Annotated in this window: 28 protein-coding genes; 19 read left to right on the top strand and 9 right to left on the bottom strand. The window is 71.3% G+C overall.

Annotated elements, in window-relative coordinates; all coding sequences use genetic code 11:
* Window positions 1–4 precede the first annotated feature (4 nt).
* Both ACZ68L_RS25335 and ACZ68L_RS25340 read right to left on the bottom strand, forming a co-directional pair.
* Entirely contained in the window at window positions 5–181 is a 177-nt protein-coding gene (locus tag ACZ68L_RS25335) for a hypothetical protein (RefSeq protein ID WP_469580552.1), read from the bottom strand.
* A 10-nt stretch (window positions 182–191) separates the two neighbouring features.
* Window positions 192–1,316, bottom strand: coding sequence for a S1C family serine protease (locus ACZ68L_RS25340; RefSeq protein WP_469580555.1), 1,125 nt, complete (start codon window positions 1,314–1,316; stop codon window positions 192–194).
* A 218-nt stretch (window positions 1,317–1,534) separates the two neighbouring features.
* Here ACZ68L_RS25340 and ACZ68L_RS25345 point away from each other — a divergent pair, with 218 nt between their 5' ends.
* Window positions 1,535–1,996, top strand: a complete 462-nt coding sequence (locus ACZ68L_RS25345; protein WP_469580557.1) for a DUF7144 family membrane protein — start codon at window positions 1,535–1,537, stop codon at window positions 1,994–1,996.
* 79 nt (window positions 1,997–2,075) lie between these two features.
* On the opposite strand, the gene ACZ68L_RS25350 is transcribed toward ACZ68L_RS25345, so the two are convergent.
* Both ACZ68L_RS25350 and ACZ68L_RS25355 read right to left on the bottom strand, forming a co-directional pair.
* Window positions 2,076–3,116, bottom strand: coding sequence for a LacI family DNA-binding transcriptional regulator (locus tag ACZ68L_RS25350; RefSeq protein WP_361446569.1), 1,041 nt, complete (start codon window positions 3,114–3,116; stop codon window positions 2,076–2,078).
* 209 nt (window positions 3,117–3,325) lie between these two features.
* Window positions 3,326–4,129, bottom strand: a complete 804-nt coding sequence (locus ACZ68L_RS25355; RefSeq protein WP_469580561.1) for a response regulator transcription factor — start codon at window positions 4,127–4,129, stop codon at window positions 3,326–3,328.
* A gap of 314 nt (window positions 4,130–4,443) precedes the next feature.
* Here ACZ68L_RS25355 and ACZ68L_RS25360 point away from each other — a divergent pair, with 314 nt between their 5' ends.
* The 8 genes from ACZ68L_RS25360 (at window position 4,444) to ACZ68L_RS25395 (ending at window position 10,231) form a co-directional block, all read left to right on the top strand.
* The gene (locus tag ACZ68L_RS25360; protein WP_469580564.1) at window positions 4,444–5,352 is read left to right on the top strand and encodes an alpha/beta fold hydrolase; all 909 of its coding nucleotides are present in this window, start codon (window positions 4,444–4,446) and stop codon (window positions 5,350–5,352) included.
* Window positions 5,353–5,393: 41 nt separating this feature from the next.
* Window positions 5,394–5,648, top strand: a complete 255-nt coding sequence (locus ACZ68L_RS25365; RefSeq protein WP_361446563.1) for a MoaD/ThiS family protein — start codon at window positions 5,394–5,396, stop codon at window positions 5,646–5,648.
* Between the two features lie 454 nt (window positions 5,649–6,102).
* On the top strand, window positions 6,103–7,257 hold the full coding sequence (locus ACZ68L_RS25370) for a hypothetical protein (protein ID WP_469580863.1): 1,155 nt from the start codon (window positions 6,103–6,105) through the stop codon (window positions 7,255–7,257).
* Window positions 7,258–7,392: 135 nt separating this feature from the next.
* Window positions 7,393–8,082 carry an LmeA family phospholipid-binding protein gene (locus tag ACZ68L_RS25375; protein ID WP_469580568.1) on the top strand — a complete coding sequence of 230 codons (690 nt, stop codon included), beginning with the start codon at window positions 7,393–7,395 and terminating at the stop codon, window positions 8,080–8,082.
* Between the two features lie 252 nt (window positions 8,083–8,334).
* The gene (locus tag ACZ68L_RS25380; protein ID WP_350983699.1) at window positions 8,335–8,442 is read left to right on the top strand and encodes a putative leader peptide; all 108 of its coding nucleotides are present in this window, start codon (window positions 8,335–8,337) and stop codon (window positions 8,440–8,442) included.
* 159 nt (window positions 8,443–8,601) lie between these two features.
* Window positions 8,602–9,447 carry a sulfurtransferase gene (locus tag ACZ68L_RS25385; protein WP_469580571.1) on the top strand — a complete coding sequence of 282 codons (846 nt, stop codon included), beginning with the start codon at window positions 8,602–8,604 and terminating at the stop codon, window positions 9,445–9,447.
* Window positions 9,448–9,498: 51 nt separating this feature from the next.
* Window positions 9,499–9,786 (top strand): DUF1416 domain-containing protein, encoded by a 288-nt coding sequence (locus ACZ68L_RS25390; protein WP_351075365.1) that lies wholly within the window; start codon window positions 9,499–9,501, stop codon window positions 9,784–9,786.
* Window positions 9,787–9,973: 187 nt separating this feature from the next.
* The gene (locus ACZ68L_RS25395) at window positions 9,974–10,231 is read left to right on the top strand and encodes a DUF3099 domain-containing protein (RefSeq protein WP_469580576.1); all 258 of its coding nucleotides are present in this window, start codon (window positions 9,974–9,976) and stop codon (window positions 10,229–10,231) included.
* 24 nt (window positions 10,232–10,255) lie between these two features.
* On the opposite strand, the gene ACZ68L_RS25400 is transcribed toward ACZ68L_RS25395, so the two are convergent.
* Window positions 10,256–10,618, bottom strand: a complete 363-nt coding sequence (locus ACZ68L_RS25400; protein WP_469580579.1) for a DsrE family protein — start codon at window positions 10,616–10,618, stop codon at window positions 10,256–10,258.
* 106 nt (window positions 10,619–10,724) lie between these two features.
* Between ACZ68L_RS25400 and ACZ68L_RS25405 the strand changes: the two genes are divergently transcribed.
* The 6 genes from ACZ68L_RS25405 (at window position 10,725) to ygfZ (ending at window position 15,876) form a co-directional block, all read left to right on the top strand.
* Window positions 10,725–11,558: a hypothetical protein gene (locus ACZ68L_RS25405; protein ID WP_469580582.1), complete on the top strand. Its 834-nt coding sequence runs from the start codon at window positions 10,725–10,727 to the stop codon at window positions 11,556–11,558.
* Window positions 11,555–12,481, top strand: a complete 927-nt coding sequence (locus tag ACZ68L_RS25410; protein ID WP_469580585.1) for a hypothetical protein — start codon at window positions 11,555–11,557, stop codon at window positions 12,479–12,481. The genes ACZ68L_RS25405 and ACZ68L_RS25410 overlap by 4 nt, the downstream gene beginning before the upstream one ends.
* Window positions 12,478–13,359, top strand: a complete 882-nt coding sequence (locus tag ACZ68L_RS25415; protein WP_469580588.1) for a hypothetical protein — start codon at window positions 12,478–12,480, stop codon at window positions 13,357–13,359. The genes ACZ68L_RS25410 and ACZ68L_RS25415 overlap by 4 nt, the downstream gene beginning before the upstream one ends.
* Before the next feature lie 320 nt (window positions 13,360–13,679).
* Window positions 13,680–14,252, top strand: a complete 573-nt coding sequence (locus ACZ68L_RS25420; protein ID WP_469580590.1) for a heme-binding beta-barrel domain-containing protein — start codon at window positions 13,680–13,682, stop codon at window positions 14,250–14,252.
* Window positions 14,253–14,418: 166 nt separating this feature from the next.
* Window positions 14,419–14,889, top strand: a complete 471-nt coding sequence (locus ACZ68L_RS25425; RefSeq protein ID WP_469580595.1) for a Fur family transcriptional regulator — start codon at window positions 14,419–14,421, stop codon at window positions 14,887–14,889.
* A gap of 21 nt (window positions 14,890–14,910) precedes the next feature.
* Window positions 14,911–15,876 (top strand): CAF17-like 4Fe-4S cluster assembly/insertion protein YgfZ, encoded by a 966-nt coding sequence (gene ygfZ, locus ACZ68L_RS25430; RefSeq protein ID WP_469580598.1) that lies wholly within the window; start codon window positions 14,911–14,913, stop codon window positions 15,874–15,876.
* A gap of 95 nt (window positions 15,877–15,971) precedes the next feature.
* On the opposite strand, the gene dtd is transcribed toward ygfZ, so the two are convergent.
* Window positions 15,972–16,421 carry a D-aminoacyl-tRNA deacylase gene (dtd, locus tag ACZ68L_RS25435; protein WP_469580603.1) on the bottom strand — a complete coding sequence of 150 codons (450 nt, stop codon included), beginning with the start codon at window positions 16,419–16,421 and terminating at the stop codon, window positions 15,972–15,974.
* Between the two features lie 117 nt (window positions 16,422–16,538).
* Between dtd and ACZ68L_RS25440 the strand changes: the two genes are divergently transcribed.
* From ACZ68L_RS25440 to ACZ68L_RS25455, 4 genes are all read left to right on the top strand, one after another.
* Window positions 16,539–17,153 carry an RsiG family protein gene (locus ACZ68L_RS25440; protein WP_469580607.1) on the top strand — a complete coding sequence of 205 codons (615 nt, stop codon included), beginning with the start codon at window positions 16,539–16,541 and terminating at the stop codon, window positions 17,151–17,153.
* A gap of 46 nt (window positions 17,154–17,199) precedes the next feature.
* A complete protein-coding gene (locus ACZ68L_RS25445; protein ID WP_469580609.1) occupies window positions 17,200–18,186 on the top strand; it encodes an asparaginase in 987 nt (328 codons plus the stop codon).
* Between the two features lie 64 nt (window positions 18,187–18,250).
* Complete coding sequence (locus ACZ68L_RS25450; protein ID WP_469580612.1) at window positions 18,251–19,501, top strand: GNAT family N-acetyltransferase; 1,251 nt, start codon at window positions 18,251–18,253, stop codon at window positions 19,499–19,501.
* A gap of 117 nt (window positions 19,502–19,618) precedes the next feature.
* Entirely contained in the window at window positions 19,619–20,287 is a 669-nt protein-coding gene (locus ACZ68L_RS25455) for a TetR/AcrR family transcriptional regulator (protein WP_469580614.1), read from the top strand.
* Between the two features lie 180 nt (window positions 20,288–20,467).
* Here ACZ68L_RS25455 and ACZ68L_RS25460 read toward each other — a convergent pair whose 3' ends face one another.
* The 3 genes from ACZ68L_RS25460 to ACZ68L_RS25470 form a co-directional block, all read right to left on the bottom strand.
* Entirely contained in the window at window positions 20,468–20,989 is a 522-nt protein-coding gene (locus tag ACZ68L_RS25460) for a DUF2199 domain-containing protein (protein ID WP_469580616.1), read from the bottom strand.
* 154 nt (window positions 20,990–21,143) lie between these two features.
* A complete protein-coding gene (locus ACZ68L_RS25465; protein WP_469580618.1) occupies window positions 21,144–21,683 on the bottom strand; it encodes a TIGR03618 family F420-dependent PPOX class oxidoreductase in 540 nt (179 codons plus the stop codon).
* Between the two features lie 149 nt (window positions 21,684–21,832).
* On the bottom strand, window positions 21,833–23,299 hold the full coding sequence (locus ACZ68L_RS25470) for an MFS transporter (protein WP_469580620.1): 1,467 nt from the start codon (window positions 23,297–23,299) through the stop codon (window positions 21,833–21,835).
* Window positions 23,300–23,353: the final 54 nt, after the last annotated feature.

Consider the following 23,353-nt stretch of genomic DNA (forward strand, 5'->3'; position numbering starts at 1 on the left):
GCTCTCAGCCTCGCACGGCCGCGGCACGTCGTCGCGCGGCCCGGCGCTTGCGGCCCGCGGTGCTGCGGATCTCCGGGACCCGGGGCGGCTCGGAGGCCCGGCGGGCGGCCAGTTCCGTGACGAGTGCGAGGGGCAGGGCCAGGTCGGCCGGGCCGCCGGGGGTGTCCGTGGGGTGGTGCATGGATGTCTCCTCAGGAGCTGTTGCCGGCCCGCAGGGTGCTGAGGTCGGCCTTGAGTGTGTTTACCGGGATGGCGAAGCCGAGACCCACGCTGCCCGCGCCGGCGCTGCCGGATCCGTCGGACGAACTCGCCGAGTACATCGCGGAGTTGATGCCGATGATCTCGCCGTTCATATTGATGAGCGCGCCACCGGAGTTACCGGGGTTGAGCGAGGCGTCGGTCTGGATGGCCTTGTACGTGGTGGTGGAGTTGCCGGTGTCGCCGTTGAACTGCTGACCGCCGAACTCGAACGGCCACTGTCCGCCACCGGGCAGTCCGCCCTGGCCCTGGTCCTGGCCGCTGCCGTCCTCCTTGGCGACCGTGACATCGCGGTTCAGGGCGGAGACGATGCCGCTGGTGACGGTGCCGGTGAGGCCCTCCGGTGAGCCGATGGCCACGACCTGGTCGCCGACCGCGACGGCAGAGGAGTCGCCCAGTGTGGCCGTCTTCAGCCCGCTCGCGCCCTGGAGCTTGATGAGCGCGAGGTCCTTGGCGGAGTCGGTGCCGACGACCTTCGCGCGGTACGTCTTGCCCGTGCTGAGCGTCACCTTGACCGACGAGGCGCCGGAGATGACGTGGTTGTTGGTGACGACCTCGCCGTCGGACGTGATGACGACACCGGATCCGGTGGACTCGCCCGCGGTCGAGGTCGCGTTGATCTCGACGATCATCGGCGAGACGGCCTGCGCGACACCGGCGACGGTGCCCTTGCTGCTCTGCGAGACGGTGGTGCCGGGGACGACACCGCTGCCCGTGCCGTTCGCGTCGTTGCCGGTGAGCTGACTGATGACGGTGGCGGTGCCGCCGCCGACGACCGCCGCCGCGATCGCCACGGCCGCCAGGAGCGCGACCGGCCGCTTGGCCCGCCGCCGGGGCGCGGCCGGCTCGGGCGCGGGCTGCGGGAGGGCGGATCCGTAGCCGCCGTCCCCGCCGCCGTGCCCGTCGGCGCCGCCCCAGCCGGGCCACACCGTGGTGCCGGGGCCCGTCGCGATCGGCTGCGCGGGCTGGTGGGACGGCGGCGGTGGGTAGGACGCGTCACCGTTGCCGTACGAGGGGTACATCGGGTACTCGCCGCTCGGGCGCTGGCTCTCTGTCATGTCCAAAAGCGTGTCCGGCGAAGATGAGAGAAGCCTGAGCACGCCCTGAGAAGCCCGGCAGAACCTCGTATGCCCGATATAAGTTATGGCCGCTGCCCATGCCGAGCAGTGCGGTGGGCGTCCGCTGCTCCCCGCGGCGGGTTGCAGTCGCGGCGCCGGAGGATTGCGGTGATCCTGTCAGGGGAGCGTGGCCGGCTTCGCACGGGCCCTGTGCGTCGTTGACCGCGCTGTACAGGAAGGCGACGGCCATGACAGCGATGTCGGACAAGGCACGGCCGGGGTACAGGGGGACCGGCGGTGAAACGGTCAGCGGTGCGTCCAAGTTCGCCGGGGCCGCGCTGATGCTCAGCGGGCCGCTCAGCATTCTCATGGGCGCCTCCGGCATCGCACAGGACACGCTGTTCTCGTCCTCGTCCCATTACGCCTACGGGTTCGGCCTGACCGCTTGGGGCGTGATTCACCTCGTGGTCGGGGTGGCGCTCGTCATCGCCGGCCTGGGCGTCCTGACAAACAAGAGCTGGGGCCGCGGGGCCGGCGCGACAGTGGCAGGGATCAGCCTGATCACCCAGTTCATGTTCGTTCCGTACTACCCGGCGTGGGCCATCCCCATGATGACGCTCGACCTCATCATCGTGTTCGCGCTGACGAGGTTCCATATGGGAACCGGCGACGGTCGGTGAACCCGGGCGCGGCCATTGCCGGTGGTAGTCATGGCCACTTGGGCACGGATCCGTCCGGGCCCCCGCACCACCGGCCTCGTCACTGACCGGCCGCAGGCTCCCCGCAGCCGCACGACCGTCGCACCACCAGCGCCGACGGGAACTGCTTCAGCCGCTCCCGACGCGACCCCGACACCCGCAACGAGTCGTCGAGCACCAGGTCCACGGCCGCCCGTGCCATCGCCGGGCGGTCCGAGAAGACCGTCGTCAGCGGCGGATCGGTCAGCCCGGCTTCCTTCACGTCGTCGAAGCCCGCCACCGCGAGATCCCCGGGCACATCGATCCGCAGCTCGCGCGCGGCCCGCAGCACCCCGATGGCCTGGTCGTCCGTCGAGCAGAAGATCGCCGGCGGCCTGTCCGGACCCGCGAGCAGCTTCAGCGCCACCTGATAGGCGTCGTAACGGTTGTACGGGGCCTGGAAGAGCCGGCCCTCCGTCGAGCGCCCCGACTCGTGCATCGCGCGGCGCCAGCCCTCGACGTGGTCGGCGACCGGGTCACCGACCGCCGGGGTCGACTCCACGCCGCCGAGGCACGCCACGTACGCGTTGCCGTGCTCCAGCAGATGACGGGTGGCGAGCTGGGCGCCGCCGATGTCGTCCGTGACGACCGCGACGTCGTCGATCGCCTCGGGCCGCTCGTGCAGCAGCACGACCCGCGCGTCCCACGCCTCGATCTCGGCCGCCGCCCGCTCGCTGGGGCCCTGGCTGACCAGGATCAGCCCGGAGACCCGCATGCCGAGGAAGGCCCGCAGATAGTGGACCTCGCGCTCGTCGCGGTAGTCGGAGTTGCCGACGAGCACCATCTTTCCGCGCTCGGCGGCGGCCTGTTCGACCGCGTGCGCCATCTCCGCGAAGAACGGCTGCCGGGCGTCCGGCACGATCATCCCTATGAGGTCGGTCCGCCGCGAGGCCATCGCCTGGGCAACCCGGTCCGGCCGGTACCCCAGCTCCTTGATCGCGGCGAGTACCCGCTCGCGCGTGGCCGGGGCGACCGGCCTGGGTCCGTTGTTGATGACGTAGCTGACGACCGCGGTCGACGTACCCGCCAGTCTCGCCACATCGTCCCGCGTCACCTTGGCCACGCGCGGCAGTCTACGCGGATGGACCAAGCGGGTGACAGGTGGATCCGGCCGGGTTCGCGGGGTCCGGTACGCGCGTCCGCGGCCTCGTCGATCACGCCCTCTCCATGGCGTCGAGGGCGTGGGCCCCCGGGCGTTGCCCCGATCCAGGGCGTGGCGGTGGCACGCACCGGACCCCGCTCCGTGATCCGGCCCGGCTCGCCTGTGACCCGCTACCTGCTCGCGGGCCGGACCGGGACTTCTTCCGCGGCCCCGGCCGTCCCGGGCCGCTCCGGGCGGGTCACGGGTCCGGCGGCAGCCTCCGCCGCCGCCCGGTCCTTGGCCTTCTCGGCGGCGCGCTCCACCTTCTCCGGTGCGACGAAGCGGTAGCCGACGTTGCGGACCGTGCCGATCAGCGACTCGTGCTCGGGGCCGAGCTTGGCGCGCAGTCGCCGCACATGGACGTCGACCGTCCGCGTGCCGCCGAAGTAGTCGTAGCCCCAGACCTCCTGGAGCAACTGGGCGCGGGTGAAGACCCGGCCCGGGTGCTGCGCCAGATATTTGAGCAGTTCGAATTCCTTGAAGGTCAGGTCGAGGACCCGGCCCTTCAGCTTCGCGCTGTACGTCGCCTCGTCGACCGAGAGATCGCCGCTGCGGATCTCCATCGGGGAGTCGTCGGAGCCGATCTGCTGCCGGCCGGTGGCCAGTCGCAGCCGGGCCTCGACCTCGGCCGGTCCCGCCGTGTCCAGCAGTACGTCGTCGATGCCCCAGTCGGCGGTGACGGCCGCGAGACCGCCTTCCGTCACGACGAGGATCAGCGGACAGCCCGGTCCGGTGGACCGCAGCAGCTGGCACAGCGACCGCACCTGCGGCAGATCGCGGCGGCCGTCGATCAGGATGACATCGGCACCGGGGGTGTCGACGAGAGCGGGGCCTTCGGCCGGCGCCACCCGCACGCTGTGCAGCAGGAGACCGAGGGCGGGAAGCACCTCCGTCGACGGTTGAAGGGCATTCGTCAGGAGCAGCAGTGAACTCATCGCCGCCCACCTGCCTGGGTCGTCGGTCGATGATCGTGCACGGTTCGCTCGCCCATTACGTCGGTCCTCCTCGTTCCCTGCGAGAGGGGCACTCCCGGGCTCGGGCCCGGGGGAGTATGCGGCACTTCTTCGTACGTTTCGTGCTGGCTTTCGCACGGGTTGCCGCACGACGGCTGTCATACGGTTTCTACGGCTGCGGCCCCGCGCCCCGGGACCGCTGAGCTTGTGGAAACTTCTCCGTAACAACGCCTGGAAAGCGCAAAAGGACCCGGGGGCTGCTTTGCCCGGATCCTCTTCCCAGCAGAATAGCCCACATGAGTTCTGTGTCCGAGGGGCGATTTCGGAGTTCCTCTGTTCCCTTGATCACGCCCGGTCCTCTGCGCACCGCGTTGCGGACCGATGACGGGATCCGTATCGAGGCGGTGTACGAGCCGTGTACGGCAGGTGCCGGGGCCGCTGCGGGAACATCCTTCGACGGTACTGCGATCGTGGTCGCGCACGGGTTCACCGGTTCGGTGGACCGGCCCGCCGTGCGACGGGCCGCCGGGGTGTTCGCCCGGCGTGCGGCCGTGGTCACGTTCTCCTTCCGCGGCCACGGCGGCTCCGGCGGCCGGTCGACGGTGGGCGACCGCGAGGTGCTGGATCTGGCGGCGGCGGTGCGGTGGGCGCGGGCACTCGGACACCGGCGGGTCGTGACCGTCGGGTTCTCGATGGGCGGCTCCGTGGTGCTGCGGCACGGGGCGCTGTACGCGGGACGAGCGACGGAGGACGCGGAAGCCCATGGCGTTGTGGAGCGCGAGGGGCACGTCGGAGCACCCACCCAGGCGCACGCGCACGCGGACGCGGACGCGGTGGTGGCTGTGAGCGCCCCCGCCCGCTGGTACTACCGGGGTACGGCCCCGATGCGCCGGCTGCACTGGATGGTCACCCGGCCCGTCGGCCGGCTCGTCGGCCGCTACGGGTTCCGCACCCGGATCGACCGCGACGACTGGGATCCGGTACCGCTCCCGCCGGTCGAGGCGGCCGGGCTGATCGCCCCGGCCCCGCTGCTGATCGTGCACGGCGACCAGGACCCGTACTTCCCGCTGGACCACCCGCGGATGCTGGCCGAGGCGGCGGGCGACGGCGCCGAGCTGTGGCTGGAACACGGCATGGGCCATGCCGAGAACGCGGCGGACGAGAGCCTGCTCACCCGCATCGGTGACTGGGCGGCGGCACCGTGATTCATGATGGACAGCTGATGCGAGACGAGAGGAGTGCCGCCATGCCCGCGGGAACGATCCGCTACTGGGCCGCCGCCAAGGCCGCCGCCGGGACAGCGGAGGAGCCGTACACAGCCGCGACCCTCGCCGAGGCGCTCGACGCGGTGCGCGAGCGGCACCCCGGTGAGCTCACCCGAGTGCTGCAAAGGTGCTCGTTCCTCATCGACGGTGCCCCCGTCGGGACCCGAGGTCATGAGACCGTACGCCTTGCCGAGGGCGGCACGGTCGAGGTGCTCCCGCCGTTCGCAGGAGGGTGAACCGCAGAACATGAGCAGCAACGATCATCAGTATCCGTACGGAAACGATCACCAGCATCCGTACGGACAGGACCCGGGCCAGGGGTACGGGCCCGGGTACGACCGGCCGAACGGCCAGGATCCGCAGCCCGCGCAGCCCTACGGACAGCAGCATCCCGCGCAGCCCCAGCAGCCCTACGGACAGCAGCAGCCCGCGCAGCCGTACGGGCAGCAGACCTACGACCAGCAGTCGTACGGGCAGCAGTCGTACGGCGACCCGACCCACGGCGCGCAGTCGTACGGCGACCAGTCCTATGGGGACCAGTCCTATGGCGACCCGGCCCACGGACGACAGCCGTACGAGGGCGAGACGTACGGCGCGCAGTCGTACGGGCAGCAGGCCCAGGCCCCGTACGGAGCCCCGCAGCAGGCGCACGGCGCTCACGACCCGCGTCAGGCGCCCGGGACTCCCGGGATGAACCCCGGGCCCGCGTGGCCCGAGGGGCAGACGGGGGAATCCGTCGCGCCCGCGGCCCACGGCACGCACGACCCCGGGGTCGCGCAGACCTGGGAGGGGCAGACCTGGGACACCCAGTACCAGCCGACCATCCAGCCCGCGCAGCCTGTCCAGCAGCCCGTGCCGGCCGGTGCCGAGACCGACGGTCCAACGCGTCCGCAGCAGGCGCAGCAGGCGCAGCACGCGCAGCCGCCCGGCGCCTCCGGCTCCTACCCGCTGCCTCCGGAGGTCCCGCTCGCGACCGGGGCCGCCGAGCCGGTCCGGGCGGCCGTCCCGGCGGACGCGCCCCCGGCCGCCAGCGCCTCCGCGCTCGAAGCCACCGGTTACAGCGCGCCCACCACGCTGGGCAACAGCCGCATCACCGACGCCCAGCGCGCCCGCGCCGAGGGCCGCTCGCCGATCATCGCGCCGGGCATGCAGAGCGCCGCGATCACCGCGGGGCTCGGGCTGCTGCTCGCCCTCGGTGCCGCGATCGGGGCGTACGCCCTGGTCGTGCCGCTGGTGCTGCTCCAGGCCGTGACCGCGGCCGGCTGGTTCCGGCTCAACGGCATGTGGCCGGCCCGGCAGGGCATCGCGCTCGCGTTCGCCGGCGGCCTCGTCGCCGACATCGCGCTGCTCGCCGCGGGCCGGGAGAACGGACCGGCCGCCATCCTCGGCACCCTCGGCGTCTGGGTGCTGCTCACCGTGGTCCTCCAACTGCGCAGCCACGCGAGCGCCGACGAACGGATGCAGGGGCTGATGGCCACCGTCGCGTCGGCCGCCCTCTCGGTCCTGGCCGCCGGACATCTCGCGGCGGTCCCGGACACGGTGACGGTGGGCGGGGTGGCCGTCGCGGTCGCCGTGCTCGTCCGCGCCCTGCCGCTGCCCGGACCGGCCTCGGTCGTGGTGGCGCTGCTCGCTGCCGCGGGTGCCGGTGCCGTGGCGGGGACGTTCACCGATCTCGGCGCGAAGGGCGCGCTGCTCGGCCTCGCGGCCGGTGGTTGCGCGCTGATCGGGCTGCGGGTGGCGAGCTACGACTACCCGTCCCGGTTCGTCCACATGACGGCCGGTGTGGCGCTGCCGCTCACCGCCGCTGCCCCCGCCGTCTATCTGATCGGCCGCGCGATCTCGTAGCGCCGACCGGTACCGCCCCCCTCGGGAACCGGAGGGGGGCGTCTGCTCGTCGATCACCCCGGGCGTGCTGTGCGTCCGTAGCGGACGCACGGGCGCCAGGGGTCCGGCCGGATGCAGGGTGGGGGAAGAGCGGGCATGCGTGCACTGCGGATACTGCTGGTCTTAGTGGTGGTTCTGGGCGGGATCTTCGTCGCCGTCGACCGGGCGGCGGTGTACTTCGCCGAGTCGGAGGTCGAGGGGCGGGTCCAGGTCACCGGCGCCACGATCGGCACGACGGACGTCTCCATCAAGGGATTTCCGTTCCTGACGCAGGTCGCCGGATCACAGCTCGACGAGGTCGACGTCGAGATCACCGGCATCGAGACCGACGCCGACGGCCGCAGGATCCGGATCAGTAGGATGAACGCCGCGCTGCACGAGGTGAAGCTCGCCGACGACTACTCCAGCGCCACCGCCGCCCGCGCCACCGGCACCGCCGTCATCTCGTACGAGGACCTGACCAAGGCCGTCGGCGACGGCGTCGCGGTCGAGTACGGCGGCGACGGCAAGGTGAAGGTCACCGGCACGGTCGACATCCTCGGCCGCCCGCTGTCGCGCAGTGTGCTCTCCACCGTCACCCTGGTCGACGGCCACACCCTCAAGGTGCACGCGGACAAGGTGCCGGGTGAGGGCATCCCCGGGCTGGAGGGCCTGGTGCGCGAGAAGGCCGACTTCGAACGGGAGGTCGGCGGTCTGCCCAGCGGACTGAAGCTGCAGAGGATCCAGCCGACCGCCGACGGCCTGGAGATCTCGGTGACAGGCACGGACGTACGGCTCGCCGGATGAGTCCGGCGCACAGGCCCCGCCGATGAGCCCCACAGGACAGCGGCGGCCGGGGCGGGGCCGGGCTTCAGCGCCCCGGTGCACCACATAGTGAGACGGTCGCGTCCGATCCGCAGATGACCGACGTGCGCCGAGGGTGCGGGAACGGTGCCCCGGACGCCAGGCCCGCGCTCGTGTCTCGCATTACGGACGATCGTGTCTCGCGATACGGTACAGCGGTGACATGCCCGCCCGTACCTCCCTACGATCGGTGCCATGCAGTGCTCAATCGGCGGTCTCCCACAGCGGGGCCGGGCGGATCTCACGAAGCGGCGGGCAGTGGACCTGTGTCGCGTCGCCGCCATGCTCTGTCGCACTGTCTGAGCGGGAGCCTTCGGCACCCCGCGTTCCCCGGCCCTTCGACCGATGTCGGGGCCCCATCCCCCTCGCCTGTGCACGTGTGCCGCACCCTGCGCTCCCGCACATCCGCATCACGCACCGTCTCGCACCATCTCGCCGCAGACCGCCCCGGAGGAGAACAGAATGAGCCGCAGTGACGTCCTGGTAGACGCCGACTGGGTCGAGGCCCACATCGACGACCCGAAGGTCGCTCTCGTCGAGGTCGACGAGGACACCTCGGCGTACGAGAAGAACCACATCAGGAACGCGATCCGGATCGACTGGACCAAGGACCTCCAGGACCCGGTCCGCCGTGACTTCATCGACCAGGCCGGCTTCGAGAAGCTGCTGTCCGGGAAGGGCATCGGCAACGACACCACGGTCGTCCTGTACGGCGGCAACAACAACTGGTTCGCGTCCTACGCGTTCTGGTACTTCAAGCTCTACGGTCACCAGGACGTCCGCCTGCTCGACGGCGGCCGCAAGAAGTGGGAGCTCGACTCCCGCGACCTGGTCGACGGCGACCAGATCCCCTCCCGCCCGGCCACCGCGTACAAGGCCCAGCCGCAGGACGAGTCGATCCGCGCCTACCGCGACGAGGTCGTGAAGGCCATCGGCATCCAGAACCTGGTCGACGTGCGGTCGCCCGACGAGTTCAGCGGCAAGCTGCTCGCCCCGGCGCACCTCCCGCAGGAGCAGTCCCAGCGCCCCGGCCACGTGCCGAGCGCCCGCAACATCCCGTGGTCGAAGAACGCCAACGACGACGGCACCTTCAAGTCGGACGACGAGCTCAAGGCGCTCTACGAGGCCGAGCAGGTCGACCTGGCGAAGGACACCATCGCGTACTGCCGTATCGGCGAGCGCTCCGCGCTCACCTGGTTCGTGCTGCACGAGCTGCTCGGTCAGGAGAACGTCAAGAACTACGACGGTTCGTGGACCGAGTACGGCTCCCTCGTGGGTGTGCCGATCGAGCTCGGCGCCAACAAGTAACTCCGCACGACCCGGACCAGCACGACCCTCGACCCAGAAGGACAGAACACCATGTGTGGAGCAAAGGCCGGCGGCCCCGACGCTTCGGGCATCAAGCCCGGTGAGACCACCATCCAGGGCAGCGTGACCCGCGACGGCGAGCCCGTCACCGGCTACGTGCGCCTGCTGGACTCGACCGGCGAGTTCACCGCGGAGGTCCCGACCTCGGCGACCGGACAGTTCCGCTTCTACGCGGCCGAGGGCACGTGGACGCTGCGCGCCCTCGTCCCGGGCGGCAGCGCCGACCGCACGGTCGTGGCGCAGACCGGTGGCCTCTCCGAGGTCGCCATCGCCGTCTGAGGGCCGTCCCGTACTGCGGGACAGCCGTCAGCACCGAACGCGGGATGCCAGTCCGCCCGGCCAGGGCGGTGCTCCCGTGTCGCCTTACCGGCCGAAGGGCCGTACCCCGGGGGTTGGACGCCTTCTGATGCGGGGTGCGGCCCTTCGTGCCGTTCGCGTGAGCGGCGAACGGGCCTACGCTTGAGGTATGTACGCCCGACGCCGTCGTGGCTATTTCCTGATGATGGGCGGCTGCATCGTCCTCTTCGTGTCGGCCTGGTCCTTTGTCCGCCTGTGGTCGATGCCCGCCGCGATAGCGATGTGTGTCGTCGCCATGATCATCCCGCCGGTCGCGGCGATGGTCGCCAACCGGCGGGGCCCGGAGGACCGCTGGTGGGACGATCCGTCCGGCGACCCGAAGTCCGACGAGTGGTGGGACGAGCTCGACGGCAAGAAGCGGCACTGAACGGCGCCGAAGGCCGCAGGCGCGTCAGTAGACGAGGGCCTGGACGCCGTCGGCCATGATCTCGCTGACGAAGACCTGAGCCCCCGCGATCCGTACGCCCTCCAGGACGTCCTGCTCGGTGATGTCGCGACGGGCCGCGCACTGCGTGCAGAGGGTGATCTGCCCGCCCGCCTGGATCGACTCGATCAGATCCGGCAGCGGGGCGGCGTGCGGCAGTTCGAACTCGGCGGCCCGCCCCGGCAGCGCGAACCACGAGGACTCCCCGGTCAGCCAGAGCGAGACCTCCACACCACTGGCGACGGCGACCGCGGCCACCGTGAACGCCTGGGAGCAGCGCTCGGCTGCGTCCGCACCGGCAGTCACCTTGATCACGAGCTTCTTCGGCATATGCCGAACTGTAATCGTCGGGCGGGCAACCTCATCCCCTCGGTGGCAGTCAGGTGGGTGCGCGGATAACGGAATCCGCGCCTCAGGTCTCGTGGGGGGACCCCTTTTGGAACCGAAAGACACCATTCCTGACGGGCAGGCCGTGCCCGCGCCCGAGCTCGTGCCCATACCCGAGCCCGCGCCCATACCCGAGTCGGCGCCTGCCGCGAGGCGCCCGCGTGGGCGCACGGCCCTGCTGATCGCCACCGCCGCGCTGCTCGGTATCTCCGGGGGCACCGCCGTGGGCTACGGCGTGCAGGCCGGGCGCGCCCCGACCCCGCTGCCCGCCCTGTCGCAGCCCGGTCTGGCGTACCCGGCGAAGGCGCTGCCCGCGGGCGAGGTCCCGGACCCGCTCCCCGCGTCCCGGGACCGTCGGGTCAGGACGGACGGCGACCTGCGCAAACTGCTGGCCGACAGGCCCGCGGGCTGGAGCGAGGACGGGCTGGTGCCGGGCCTCCGCGACGGCTGGCTGGCCGTGGACGCGTACGCGCGCACCTTCGACGAGCCGGGCCCCATGTACCAGTACTTCCTGGAGTCCGATCTGCGCCGGGTCGCGGGCGCCGCCTGGAAGCGCGGGGGGTACCGCACCGCCAAGACATATCTCGTGCAGTTCCGCTCGGGTGCCGATCAGGGGGCCGCCGACTTCGCCGACGGCCAGCGTTCGTACATGCCCGGTACCGAGATCGGCGCGGGCAACGAGGGCGATCCGATCAAGGGCAGCGGCAATGGCCGCTACTACGTCTACGAGCCCGAGCGCAAACCGGGCTACCTGGCGTCCTACCAGGCCAGGGCCGTCGTGTACCGCGGCGACATCATGGCCGACATCTACCTCTTCGACACCGTCCCGATCAGCAAGAAGGACATCCGGACGCTGGCCGAGCGACAGCTGGAGCGCCTGTGAACGACGTGACCACGCCGCAGACCACGCCCGACGAGAACGCCGCCCCGCCTTCCCCGGCCACGCCCGACGAGAACGCCGCCCCGCCTTCCCCGGCCACGCCCGACGAGAACGCCGCCCCGCCTTCCCCGACCACGCCCGACGAGAACGCCGCCCCGCCTTCCCTGACCACACCCGGCCGGGCACGCCGGGCGATCCTCACGGCGCTCCCCGTCGTGCTGGTGATCGCCGCGGTCGGCGGAGCGGCCGCGTACGCCAGGAGCACGGTGGACAACGCGGACCGGAGCGTCGGGACCCGCCTCTGGCAGACACCCGCGCACGAGCCGGGCAAGGACCCGGCCGGTGACGTGGCCCGGGGCCGGGCCTCCACCGGACTCAGCAAGCTGCTGCTGCCGGTCCCGAGCGGCTACCGGCTCGGTCCCGACATGGGGGAGCTGGGCAACGACGGCGAGCAGAGCGGCAAGAAGGCGACCGCCGCGGTGAAGAAGAGCGCCCGCGGTCTCGCGGGCAGGGAGCGCCGGGACTACGAGAGGCGGATCGACAAGCTCCATATCGAGGGCACCGGTGTCCGTTCCTACGTGTCGGACGGCAACGACCTGCTGGTGGACACCCAGATCATGCGGATGAAGGACAAGAAGGCGGTCCGGAACCTCTACGACGTCAGAACGGGTCTCTTCGAGGCCATCGGCATCTTCCGCCACGGGCCGAAGATCCAGGGACACACGAGGAACGCCAAGTGCTTCCTCCCGCGCAAGGACAGCGGGGCCGGCGAGAACTCCCTCGTGTCCATGGAGTGCGTGGCGTACGACGGCGAGCTGAGCATCAGTGTCTCGGCGTCCGGCACCGTGCCCTTCGACCGGGGGGCCGTCGCCGAACTGCTGAAGGACCAGCTCAACCACATCACGTCTCCGGGGGAGTACGTATGACCGAGCAGACGGCGGAGACGCCTGCCGCGCCCACCGGGGAAGCGCCCGCCGAGGCGGTCCCCGCACCGCAGGCGTCCGAGCCGCCGCTGTCGCCGCCGCCGGCACCCGGCCCGCCCCGGCGCGTGCTGCGGACCGTCGCCCGGTGGGCCGCCGCCGTACTGGTCCTCGGGGGTCTCGGCGCCGGTACGGCCTTCGGTATCACCTCGATGGAGCGCACCGACGTACCCGGTCTGGCCACCGAGAGCGACGGCCGCTGGGACTATCCCGAGCTGAGCCTGCCCGCGCTCCCGGCCGGTTCGCCCCGCCCGTACAGCGACGGCAATGTCGCCGAGATCCACCACGCCGACCTGCGGCGTCTGCTGCTGCCCGCCCCGGCCGGAGCAACTGTGGACAAGAAGCTCGACGGCGGCTGGGTGAGCACGGAGCAGTACCTCTCCGAGTATGTGAAGGGCAAGCGCGCCGACATCACACGGACGTTGAAGGACTTCGCGCCGCGACACGTCGCCGCCCGCGGCTGGACCATGCCGGACGGCACGTCGACCCGGATCTATCTCGTCCGGTTCAACTCGACGGCCTTCGCCCAGGGCTTCCTGGACGCGCTTGTCCAGGACACCACCAGCGGGGTGCCGCTGGTCGGCACGTCCGAGGCGTCCGAGCCGGACTTCGATGAAGGCTGGAACGGCGCCGGCAAGGTGCGGGGCACCGGCTCGTACGTGTTCGCCGAGCAGAAGCCGTACGGCGCGGCGCAGGTCCGCCTGGGATACCTGGTCGCCGGCGACACGTTCGCCCTCGTCGTCCAGTCCCGGGGGGGCAGGGAGGGCACGGACAGTGTTCCGTTCCACCAGACGCTGATCCTGCAGAACCAGTTGTTGGGCTGACCTGTCCCTCGGTAAACCCCGAACCGGCGGGCCGGGCCCCAACCCATTAGGCTGGGGCCCGGCCCCGTACTGCTGCCATACCGCTCGTTCCAAGGAGTTCCCGTGCTTGAGGCATTCTTCTCCGCCCTGCTGGTCCTGGTCTGCGTCGGCGTTCTCGCCTTCGCCGGTGTGACCGTGAAGAAGCTGTACCAGGGTCAGCGCTGAACCTCCCCGCCCTCGCCTCTGTCCGCACGGCTGCCCCCGTCAGGACAACGTGACACCGACACTCCGATGTGTCACGTCCGAAGTCGCCCCCACCTCACAGATCGTCTGAGCCGCTCATGATCGAGATTCCGTCCGACCTCCACCCGGACCTCGTCCCGCTGGCCTTCCTCCTCGGCAACTGGGCGGGCGCGGGTGTCTCCGACTTCCCCGGCGCCGAGCAGTGCAACTTCGGCCAGGAAGTCTCCTTCAGCCACGACGGCCGGGACTTCCTGGAGTACGTCTCGCACACCTGGGTGCTCGACTCCGAGGGCAAGAAGGTCAAGCCGCTGGAGTCCGAGTCCGGCTACTGGCGCATCGACAAGGACCGCAAGGTCGAGGTCGTCATGGTCCGCGACCAGGGCGTCATCGAGATCTGGTACGGCGAGCTGGCCGACCAGAAGCCGCAGATCGACCTGGTCACCGACGCGGTGGCCCGGACCGCGGCCTCCGGCCCGTACAACGGTGGCAAGCGTCTCTACGGCTATGTGAAGAGCGATCTGATGTGGGTCGGCGAGAAGGCCACCCCCGAGGTGGAGCTGCGCCCGTACATGTCGGCGCACCTGAAGAAGGTCGTCACCCCGGAAGAGGTCGAGGCGATGGCGAAGAGCCTCGGCGACCTCCCGGACGACGGCATCGCCTTCTTCAAGTAGTCCGCGGTCCGGCCGGGCGCCTTCCGGCCGTCGCCCGCGCCCCGGCCACGCGCGTTGCGGTCGTTCGTTCCGTCGGCCCGCGTCCCCGTGATGCGCGGCGTGCGGTCCACGGATTCCTTTCGCACACAGCTGCGGGCAGGTGCTCACCCCGACCTACACTGAGCGTGTGGTGAGCACCGACTGGAAGACCGACCTCCGACAGCGCGGCTATCGGCTGACGCCGCAGCGGCAGCTTGTCCTGGAAGCCGTCGACACGCTGGAACACGCGACGCCCGACGACATCCTCGCCGAGGTACGCAGGACCGCGTCCGGCGTGAACATCTCCACCGTCTACCGGACGCTCGAACTCCTGGAGGAGCTGGAGCTGGTCAGCCATGCCCATCTGGGGCACGGCGCGCCGACGTACCACCTGGCCGACCGCCACCACCACATCCATCTGGTCTGCCGGGACTGCACGAACGTCATCGAGGCCGATGTCGAAGTCGTCGCCGAGTTCACCGCGAAGCTCCAGGCCGACTTCGGTTTCGAGACGGACATGAAGCACTTCGCGATCTTCGGCCGCTGCGCCGACTGCACGGCGAAGGCGGCGTCGGCGGGCGCGGCCCGGACGGCCGAAGCGGCCCATCCCGAGCCGTAAATCGCGTCGTACGCTGGTCGCATGAAGAGCCCCCTGCTGTCCCTGCCCGGTGCCGTACCCGCCGAAGGCCACGACGAAGGCGTCGCCGCGCACTACGGCGACCTGTTCCGCGAGCAGCGCGCCCTCGCCGACGGCTCCGGCCTCGTCGACCTCTCGCACCGTGCCGTCGTCACCGTCACCGGCAGTGACCGGCTGGCCTGGCTGCATCTCCTGCTCACCCAGCACGTCAGCGAACTCGCCCCGGGACAGGCCACCGAGGCCCTGATCCTCAGCGCGAACGGGCACATCGAACACGCCCTCTACCTCGTCGACGACGGCGAGACCGTGTGGATGCACGCCGAACCGGGCACACAGGGCGACCTCGTCGCCTATCTGGAGTCCATGAAGTTCTTCTACCGGGTCGAAGTCGCCGACCGCAGCGAGGACTTCGCCGTGGTGTATCTGCCGGCCGGCTCCATCGCGGAGGCCCCGGACGGCGTGACGGTACGGGAGACGGCGTACGGCCGGGATCTGTTCCTGCCCCGTGCCGACCTGGAGAAGTACGCGGCCGCACACGGCCCCCTGGCCGGCATCCTCGCGTACGAGGCACTGCGCGTCGAGGCGCACCGCCCGCGCCTGGGCTTCGAGACCGATCACCGCACCATCCCGCACGAGCTGGGCTGGATCGGCACCGCCGTCCACCTCCAGAAGGGCTGCTACCGAGGCCAGGAGACCGTGGCCCGGGTGCAGAACCTGGGCAAGCCGCCGCGACGGCTGGTCTTCCTGCACCTGGACGGCAGCGAGGTCGTCCTGCCCGGACACGGCACACCGGTGCGGCTCGCCGCGGACGGCGCCGAGGGCAGGCAGCTGGGCTTCATCACCACCTCGGCCCGCCATCACGAACTGGGCCCGATCGCGCTGGCCCTGGTCAAGCGGAACGTCGCGGTGGACGCGGAACTGCTCGCGGGGGACACGGCGGCCGCCCAGGAGACGGTCGTGGAGCCGTAGCCCCTCCCGCTCTTCGGCGCAGATTCCCTACGCGCGACCGTCCGCGTCGTCCACGCCGACTGCGCGACCTGTCTGCGTCCGGACCGGGACCCGGCTCAGATCTCGACGACGACGGTGAACGGGCCGTGGTTCGTGAGCGAGACCCGCATGTCCGCCCCGAACCGGCCCGTCTCCACCCGTGCTCCCAGTGCCCGCAGCTGCGCCACCACCTCGTCGACCAGCGGTTCGGCGAGCTCGCCGGGCGCGGCGGCGTTCCAGGTGGGCCTGCGCCCCTTCCGGGCGTCCCCGTAGAGAGTGAACTGCGAAATCACCAGAAGTGGTGCATTCACATCGGAGCAGGACTTCTCGCCCTCCAGGATGCGGACCGACCAGAGCTTGCGGGCGAGCTGGGCCGCCTTCTCCGCGGTGTCCCCGTGGGTGACTCCCACCAGCACACACAGCCCTTCGCCGATGATTTCGCCGACCACCTCGGGTCCGCCCGACGCGCCCGCGCCGTCGGTCACCGTGACGCTCGCACCGTCCACTCTCTGTACCACTGCACGCATACAGACCAACCTATCTTGGGCTGAACGGGTACAGAGCATCCACACAGGCCCCACTGGAGTGGCACCATGCTGGGAAGGCGGTGTGCCGACGCACCGGTCGAGGGGATGGACACAAGCATGAGTACCCATGGAACCGGGCAGTCCCCCGGCGCCGTGCCGGCCACGCGTACCGGCACCAGTACCAGTACCAGCACCATGCGCCCACCTGTACAGCGAACCGGTCACGGTCCCGTGGACGGCCCGTCCACGGGACCGCAGCCGGAGCTGGGCGGCCTGCGACTGCCGGAGCTGCGCACACTGCGCCGCGACTCGCAGCGCGACGAGGCCGACCTCAGCTATGTGCGGCGGCTGGTCCAGGGGCGGATCGACATCCTGCGGGCCGAGCTGGCCCGGCGGCTGGATCCGGAGACACCGGTGGTGGACCGGCTCTCGGAGATCCTCGCCGACACCCCGTCCCAGCACCGCTCCTCCGCCCGGCACGTCACGCTCACCACGCCGCGCAGCGACGAGTACCGCCGGCTGGCGGCCGAGACGCTGGCCGAGGTCGAACTCTCCGACCTCGACGCCCGTACGGACGAGGAGCTGCACGCTGCGATGGGGCGCCTGGTCCGCTACGAGCAGCAGGTCTCCCGGCGCCGTCACCAGCTGCAACGCACCGCGGACGATTGCAGTGCCGAGATCGCCCGCAGGTACCGTGATGGTGAAGCACAAGTAGACGACCTGCTCGCCTGAAGCGACCCTTCCGGGAGCGGGTTCCGCCCGTTCCCGGAAGGCCACCATGACCTTTAGCGCCGTCGCCGCTGCCCCCTCCGCCATATCCCCTGAGTCGCTCCCCGTGCTGGCCGAGGTCGTACGGTCCGGTTTCGTGGAGGGCCGTCACCGGGGTTCCCTGGTCGTGCTGGCAGCCGACGGCAGCGTGGAGCGGGCGCTCGGCGACCCGACGGCGCCGGTCTTCCCGCGTTCCTCCAACAAGCCGATGCAGGCCGCGGCCGTGCTGCGGGCCGGGCTCGATCTGTCCGGGGAGCGGCTGGCGCTGGCCGCCGCGAGCCACTCGGGCGAGGGCTTCCACCTCGAACTCGTGAGCGCGATGCTCGCCGAGCACGGACTGACCCCCGGCGATCTGCAGACCCCGCCCGATCTGCCGCTGGACCCGGCGGAGGCGGAGACGTATCTCGCCGAGGGCCACGTCCGGGAGCGGATCACCATGAACTGCTCCGGCAAGCACGCGGCCATGCTCGCCGCGTGCGCGGTGAACGGCTGGGACCGGGTGTCCTACCTCGACCCGTCGCACCCGCTCCAGCGGCTGGTGCACCAGGTGGTGGAGGAGGCGGCCGGCGAGCCCGTCACGGCGGTCGGTACGGACGGGTGCGGGGCGCCGCTGATGGCGATCAGCCTGGTGGGCCTGGCGCGGGCCTTCCGCTCGTTCGTGACGGCGGATCCCGGGACGGCGGAGCGCCGGGTCGGGGACGCGATGCGGGCCCACCCCGAGTACGTGGCCGGAACGCGCCGCCCCGACACCTGGCTGATGCGGGAGGTGCCGGGCGCGCTCTCCAAGATGGGCGCCGAGGCGGTACAGGCGGTGGCCCTGGCGGACGGCCGGGCGCTGGCCTTCAAGATCGACGACGGTGCGACGCGGGCACTGGGCCCGGTGCTGGCCCGGTCGCTGCGTCTGCTCGGCATCGACGCCCCGGTGGTCTCCCGGATCGGGTACGCGCCGCTGCTGGGCGGCGGTGGCGAGGTCGGCGAGATCCGGGCCGCGTTCTGACCGGAATCCGAGGCGGCGGAAAACCGGGCGACAAGCCGTGGACCGGGTGCCTAGCGTGAGGCACATGTGCCCTGAGGTCCGTACGATCACCGAATCCGAGTTTCCCGGCTGGCTGCGCGCCAAGCACACCGGGTTCCTGCAACCGCCGGTAGTGACGGATCAGGAGGCCGCCGGTCGCCTCCGGCACACCGACCTGACCCGTACGCAGGGCGCGTTCGACGGCGGGCGATGCGTGGCCACGTTCCGTTCGTTCGCGCAGGAACTCACCGTCGTCGGCGGTGCCTCGGTGCCGGCCGACGCGATCTCCAACGTGACGGTGTCGCCCACGCACCGACGCCGGGGGCTGCTCAGCCGGATGATGGCCGCGGACCTGGCGGCGGCGAAGGAACGCGGCGACGTGGTCGCCACCCTGATCGCCGCCGAATACCCCATCTACGGGCGCTACGGCTTCGGCCCGGCGACGTGGACGACCGAGTGGGAGATCGACGTACCGAGGGCGGGCCTCGACCCGCGCTGGTCGGGTCCCTCCGCGTCGGACGGCGGCCGGATCGACCTGGTGACCGGTGCGGACGTACGCAAGCTGGGCCCGTCCCTCCACGACCGGCTGCGCGCCCGGCAGCACGGCGCGATCAACCGCGACACCCGCTGGTGGGAGGTGAACACCGGCGAGGACCTGAGCGGGCCCGGGACCTGGACGGAACCCTTCTACGGGCTCTACAGCAACGCGGACGGAGAGGCCGACGGCCTGATCGTCTACCGCGCCGACGACCACTGGGGCGACGCCAAGCAGCCGCTCAACCGAGCCACGGTGCTCGGGCAGATCGCCGTGACCCCGGCCGCGGAGCGCGCGCTGTGGCACTTCGTCTGCTCGATCGACTGGATCACCACGGTCCGCACCGGCAACCGGGCCCCCGACGACCTGCTGCCCCTCCTCCTCCCGGACCCGCGCGCGGCCCGCATCGTGACCCAGGCGGACTGGCTCTGGGTACGCGTCCTGGACGTCGTACGCGCCCTGGAGGCCCGCACCTACGCGGTACCCGGCGCGCTGACCCTGGACATCCACGACGGCACGGGCCTGACCACCGGCCGTTACCGCCTGGACGCCTCGGGGTCCGGCGCGACGTGCGCCCCCACCACGGCCGGCGCCGATATCGCCCTGGACGTGAGGGAGTTGGGGACGCTCTACCTGGGCGACGAGTCGCCGCTCCGACTGGCGGCCCTGGGCCGCGTCGAGGAACTCAGGCCGGGTGCGGTGGCACTGGCGGAGGGAATGTTCCGGGCGGCGCGGCGGCCCTGGTGCCCGGACGTCTTCTGAGACGTGGGTGCTGGACGGGATCGAGCCCCTGGTGGAGGCGCGGGCCCGAGGCGGGAGGGCGCGCGGCCGCTCTCGGACGTCAAGTCCGGTTGAGGTCAAGGCGTACGCTTCTCGTTCATGAGCGGAGAGAAGCCCGGACCGGAAACGGCGGCGCAGGCGGGCCGTGCGCCGTATGCGCCGATGAGCCTGCGTGAGCGGAAGAAGCGGCTGACGTACCAGGCGGTCTCCGAAGCCGCGATCGCGATGTTCCTGGAGCGGGGCTTCGACAAGGTCTCGGTGGCGGAAGTGGCGGCTGCCGCCGACATCTCCAAGCCGACACTGTTCCGGTACTTCCCGGCCAAGGAGGACCTGGTCCTGCACCGGTTCGCCGACCACGAGGACGAGGCGGCTCGTGTGGTCGCCGCTCGTGGGAAGGACGAGTCCCCGCTTCAGGCCCTGCACCGCCATTTCCTGGACGGCCTGGAGCGGCGCGACCCGGTGACCGGTCTCTGCGACATTCCGCAGGTGCTGGCGTTCCAGCGGCTGCTGTACGGGACGCCGGCCCTGGTGGCCCGCCTGTACGGCTACCAGGGGCGCTCGGAGGCGGCGCTCGCGCGTGCGCTGGGCAACCGGGTGCGGGACAGGCTGGCCGCGGGTCAGATCATCGCGGTGCTGCGCATCCTGGCCCTGGAGAACTGGCGGCGGATGGACGCGGGGGAGAGCGCGGACCGGACGTACGGGAGTGCGGTCGAGACCGCCGAACTCGCCTTCGCGCAGCTGCGGTCGGGACTCGGGGACGACTGGTAGGCAGGAGTCGCGGTCGAAGTGCGGTCCGGAGCCCTGAGGACGGGCGGCAGGCCGTTGCGCCGGCGGGGAGCACGATCGAATCGTTGCGTGCCGGCGAGGCGACAGCACCGGTGAGGGTGCCCCGCCGTACCCGCCACCGCCACCGTCAACGCCACCGCCGGGTGTGTCCGGCGGGGTCGCTCAGGCATGTACGTCCTTGCCGTGCAGCACGGCTTCCGCGATCTCCCGCACCCGGTCACGCGTGATGCCGGTGCGCTGTTCCACGGCGAGCGGATGGTCGGTGGGCTCCAGCTCGATGCGGGGGCGGCGGCCGATCGGGCGGGTGTGGGCGTTCGTCTTGAGGTTGGTCGTGCGCGGTGAGTACAGCCCCAACTCGGTGCTCAGCCAGCCGAAGTAGGGCTGCTCGGACTCGCGGCCGGGGGTCTCCCACACATCGAGGGCGCGGCCGAAGTTCTCCCGGCTGAGCGAGACCCAGACACCCCAGGAGAAGGGCTCCTCGCTGCCGAAGACCGGCAGCTCGATCAGGCCCTTGATGAAGTAGTGCTCATGCCTGACGATGCACTGGTCCGAGGAGAGCATGCTGTCGGGATCGCTCTCCAGGCTCGCGTCCCAGATGTCGGGTGCCATGGTCGAGTACCCCATCGGCAGTTCCGCGTGGTGTTCGCCGCAGCAGGAGCAGGTGTAGCCGGGGTCGATAGCCATGGGCGGGATCCTAGGGCCTCTCGTACCGGCGGTGGCGGGCGTGCGAGGCCCGTTCCGCACGCGTGCACCCGCGGGCCGCGGCGCGCAGCGTGCCCGCGCCGGATCCGGGGTCGTGCCCGCGCCGGATTCGGGAGGCGATCGCAGGCCGGCGCGGTCAGCTCTCGGACGGTATGTCCAGTGCTGTTCCGTACAGCCTGGTGACCCGGAGCCGGATCACCACGCGCCGGTCCGCGACGACCTGCTTCAGGAAGGCCGTTTCCTCCGCCGGGTCCTCGAAACCCGGCGTCAGGGAGAGGAGTTCGAGGCCGGTCGGGTCTCCGGGCACGGTGGTCGGTTCCGAGACCTCCGCCTCGCCCTCGGCGACCGCGAACGACCAGACGTCCGGGCCCGGTACGTGCAGGGCGGCGTGCGGATCGTGGCGCAGCTGACGGGCCTTGAGACGGTCGGCGGTGGTGGAGACGCGGACGATGCGTTCCTCGGGGTTCCAGTCGTACAGGACGGTCGACAGATGCGGGTGACCGGTGCGCCGCACGCTCGCGAGGGTCCCGAACCGCTGCTCCCGGAGAAGTTGCGACAGCTCGTGGTCGGTGAGTGCGCGGGGAGTGGGGCCGGTTCCCGGCTCGTGCTCGGCGGGGTTCGGCCCGGTGGTGTCCGGCTCGGTGGCGTTCCGCTCGACGGTGTTCTGCGCGTTCATGGTTCGGCCTCTCGGAAGGCGTGCCAGGGAGGTTGGGGCGGTGGTTCACGGACGGGGTGGTTCGTGCGCGTGGTGGTTCGTGTGTGTGGTGGTTCGTGCGCACGGCGCGGGTGCCCGGGGCGTGTGGCCGGCCCGTGCGTGCGAGGGGCTCAGGCCGTCGGCGTGTGCTCGGGGCGCCGCAGCACCGTGAACGCGAGGACGAACGCGGCCACCAGGAGCCCCGTGCCGACCGTGAACGCCAGGTGGTAGCCCCCGGTCAGCGCCTCGGCCCGGCCGAGACCGTCCGCGAGCAGCGTGTCGGTACGGGTGGCCGCCAGCGTGGACAGCACCGCGACGCCGAGGGCCATGCCGATCTGCTGCGTGGTGTTGAACAGCCCCGACGCGAGCCCGGCATCGCCGTCCCCCGCCCCCGACATGCCGAGCGCGGTCAGTGCGGGAAGTGCCAGCCCGAAGCCGGCGGCGAGCAGCATCACGGGGAGCAGATCGGTGACGTAACGCGCGTGCACCGGGACGCGGGTGAGCAGGCCGAGGACTCCGATCAGCAGGACGAGCCCGGCCAGCAGTACGTTCCGGTCGCCGAACCGTGCGCTCAGCCGGGCCGAGACGCCCAGTGACACGGCCCCGATGACGACCGCCGCCGGGAGCATGGCGAGACCGGTCGCGGCGGCGCCGTACCCCAGGACGTTCTGGAGGTAGAGGGCGACCAGGACCTGGAACGAGTACAGCGCGGCCACCATGAGGACCTGGACCAGATTGGCCCCCGACACGCTCCGCGAGCGCAGGATCCGCAACGGCAGGAGCGGGGTGCGGGCGGTGGCCTGGCGGACGACGAACGCGGTGAGCAGTACGAGGGCGAGCGAGCCGAGTCCCAGTGTGGGCGCCGACGTCCAGCCGTACTTCTCGACCTCGACGACGGTGTAGATGCCCAGCATCAGCCCGGCGGTCACGAGGAGCGCGCCGATGACATCGGCTCCGGCGGCCCGGCCCTCGCCGCGGTCGGCGGGCAGCACGCGTACGGCGACGAGGAGAGCCGCGAGCCCGATCGGCAGGTTGATGAAGAAGATCCAGTGCCAGCTGAGGCCGTCGGTGAGTACGCCGCCGAGCACCTGGCCGATCGACGCCCCCGCCGCGCCGGTGAAGCTGAACAGGGCGATGGCCCTGGCGCGTTCACCGGGCTCGGTGAAGAGGGTGACGAGAATGCCGAGGCCCACGGCGGAGGCCATGGCACTGCCGACGCCCTGCAGGAAGCGGGCGGCGATCAGGACACCGGGGGAGGTGGCGACCCCGGCGAGGAGCGAGGCCGCGGTGAAGACGGCGGTGCCCGCCACGAACATGTGCGTGCGGCCGATGAGATCGCCGAGCCGTCCGGCGAGCAGCAGCAGGCTGCCGAACGCGATCAGGTAGGCGTTGACGACCCAGCTGAGACCGGCGGGCGAGAAGCCCAGGTCGTCCTGGATGGCGGGCATCGCCACGGTCACGATCGAGCCGTCGAGGACGGTCATCAGCAGACCGGTCGCGATGACGCCCAGGGCGATCCGGCGTGAGGCCGGGGAGACGGGTGCGGAACGAGGAGCGGGACCGGGCGTAGGAGGGGCGGAGGCAGCGGGGGCAGACATCGGGCTCTCCTGTCGGACGGGATCGACAAGAGAGACCGTAGCAGATGGTTTTGT

This window comes from Streptomyces sp. NPDC104309 (genome assembly GCF_055584025.1).

Bases quoted from the DNA above. Each gene is read 5' to 3' on its own strand.
- ACZ68L_RS25450 (WP_469580612.1), top strand. From the start codon at position 18,251: ATGTGCCCTGAGGTCCGTACGATCACCGAATCCGAGTTTCCCGGCTGG.
- ACZ68L_RS25380 (WP_350983699.1), top strand. From the start codon at position 8,335: ATGCAGTGCTCAATCGGCGGTCTCCCACAGCGGGGCCGGGCGGATCTC.
- ACZ68L_RS25455 (WP_469580614.1), top strand. From the start codon at position 19,619: ATGAGCGGAGAGAAGCCCGGACCGGAAACGGCGGCGCAGGCGGGCCGT.
- ACZ68L_RS25390 (WP_351075365.1), top strand. From the start codon at position 9,499: ATGTGTGGAGCAAAGGCCGGCGGCCCCGACGCTTCGGGCATCAAGCCC.
- ACZ68L_RS25415 (WP_469580588.1), top strand. From the start codon at position 12,478: ATGACCGAGCAGACGGCGGAGACGCCTGCCGCGCCCACCGGGGAAGCG.
- ACZ68L_RS25375 (WP_469580568.1), top strand. From the start codon at position 7,393: ATGCGTGCACTGCGGATACTGCTGGTCTTAGTGGTGGTTCTGGGCGGG.
- ACZ68L_RS25360 (WP_469580564.1), top strand. From the start codon at position 4,444: ATGAGTTCTGTGTCCGAGGGGCGATTTCGGAGTTCCTCTGTTCCCTTG.
- ACZ68L_RS25365 (WP_361446563.1), top strand. From the start codon at position 5,394: ATGCCCGCGGGAACGATCCGCTACTGGGCCGCCGCCAAGGCCGCCGCC.
- ACZ68L_RS25440 (WP_469580607.1), top strand. From the start codon at position 16,539: ATGAGTACCCATGGAACCGGGCAGTCCCCCGGCGCCGTGCCGGCCACG.
- ACZ68L_RS25400 (WP_469580579.1), bottom strand. From the start codon at position 10,618: ATGCCGAAGAAGCTCGTGATCAAGGTGACTGCCGGTGCGGACGCAGCC.
- ygfZ (WP_469580598.1), top strand. From the start codon at position 14,911: ATGAAGAGCCCCCTGCTGTCCCTGCCCGGTGCCGTACCCGCCGAAGGC.
- ACZ68L_RS25460 (WP_469580616.1), bottom strand. From the start codon at position 20,989: ATGGCTATCGACCCCGGCTACACCTGCTCCTGCTGCGGCGAACACCAC.
- ACZ68L_RS25465 (WP_469580618.1), bottom strand. From the start codon at position 21,683: ATGAACGCGCAGAACACCGTCGAGCGGAACGCCACCGAGCCGGACACC.
- dtd (WP_469580603.1), bottom strand. From the start codon at position 16,421: ATGCGTGCAGTGGTACAGAGAGTGGACGGTGCGAGCGTCACGGTGACC.
- ACZ68L_RS25340 (WP_469580555.1), bottom strand. From the start codon at position 1,316: ATGACAGAGAGCCAGCGCCCGAGCGGCGAGTACCCGATGTACCCCTCG.
- ACZ68L_RS25335 (WP_469580552.1), bottom strand. From the start codon at position 181: ATGCACCACCCCACGGACACCCCCGGCGGCCCGGCCGACCTGGCCCTG.
- ACZ68L_RS25355 (WP_469580561.1), bottom strand. From the start codon at position 4,129: ATGAGTTCACTGCTGCTCCTGACGAATGCCCTTCAACCGTCGACGGAG.
- ACZ68L_RS25370 (WP_469580863.1), top strand. From the start codon at position 6,103: ATGAACCCCGGGCCCGCGTGGCCCGAGGGGCAGACGGGGGAATCCGTC.
- ACZ68L_RS25470 (WP_469580620.1), bottom strand. From the start codon at position 23,299: ATGTCTGCCCCCGCTGCCTCCGCCCCTCCTACGCCCGGTCCCGCTCCT.
- ACZ68L_RS25445 (WP_469580609.1), top strand. From the start codon at position 17,200: ATGACCTTTAGCGCCGTCGCCGCTGCCCCCTCCGCCATATCCCCTGAG.
- ACZ68L_RS25395 (WP_469580576.1), top strand. From the start codon at position 9,974: ATGTACGCCCGACGCCGTCGTGGCTATTTCCTGATGATGGGCGGCTGC.
- ACZ68L_RS25385 (WP_469580571.1), top strand. From the start codon at position 8,602: ATGAGCCGCAGTGACGTCCTGGTAGACGCCGACTGGGTCGAGGCCCAC.
- ACZ68L_RS25420 (WP_469580590.1), top strand. From the start codon at position 13,680: ATGATCGAGATTCCGTCCGACCTCCACCCGGACCTCGTCCCGCTGGCC.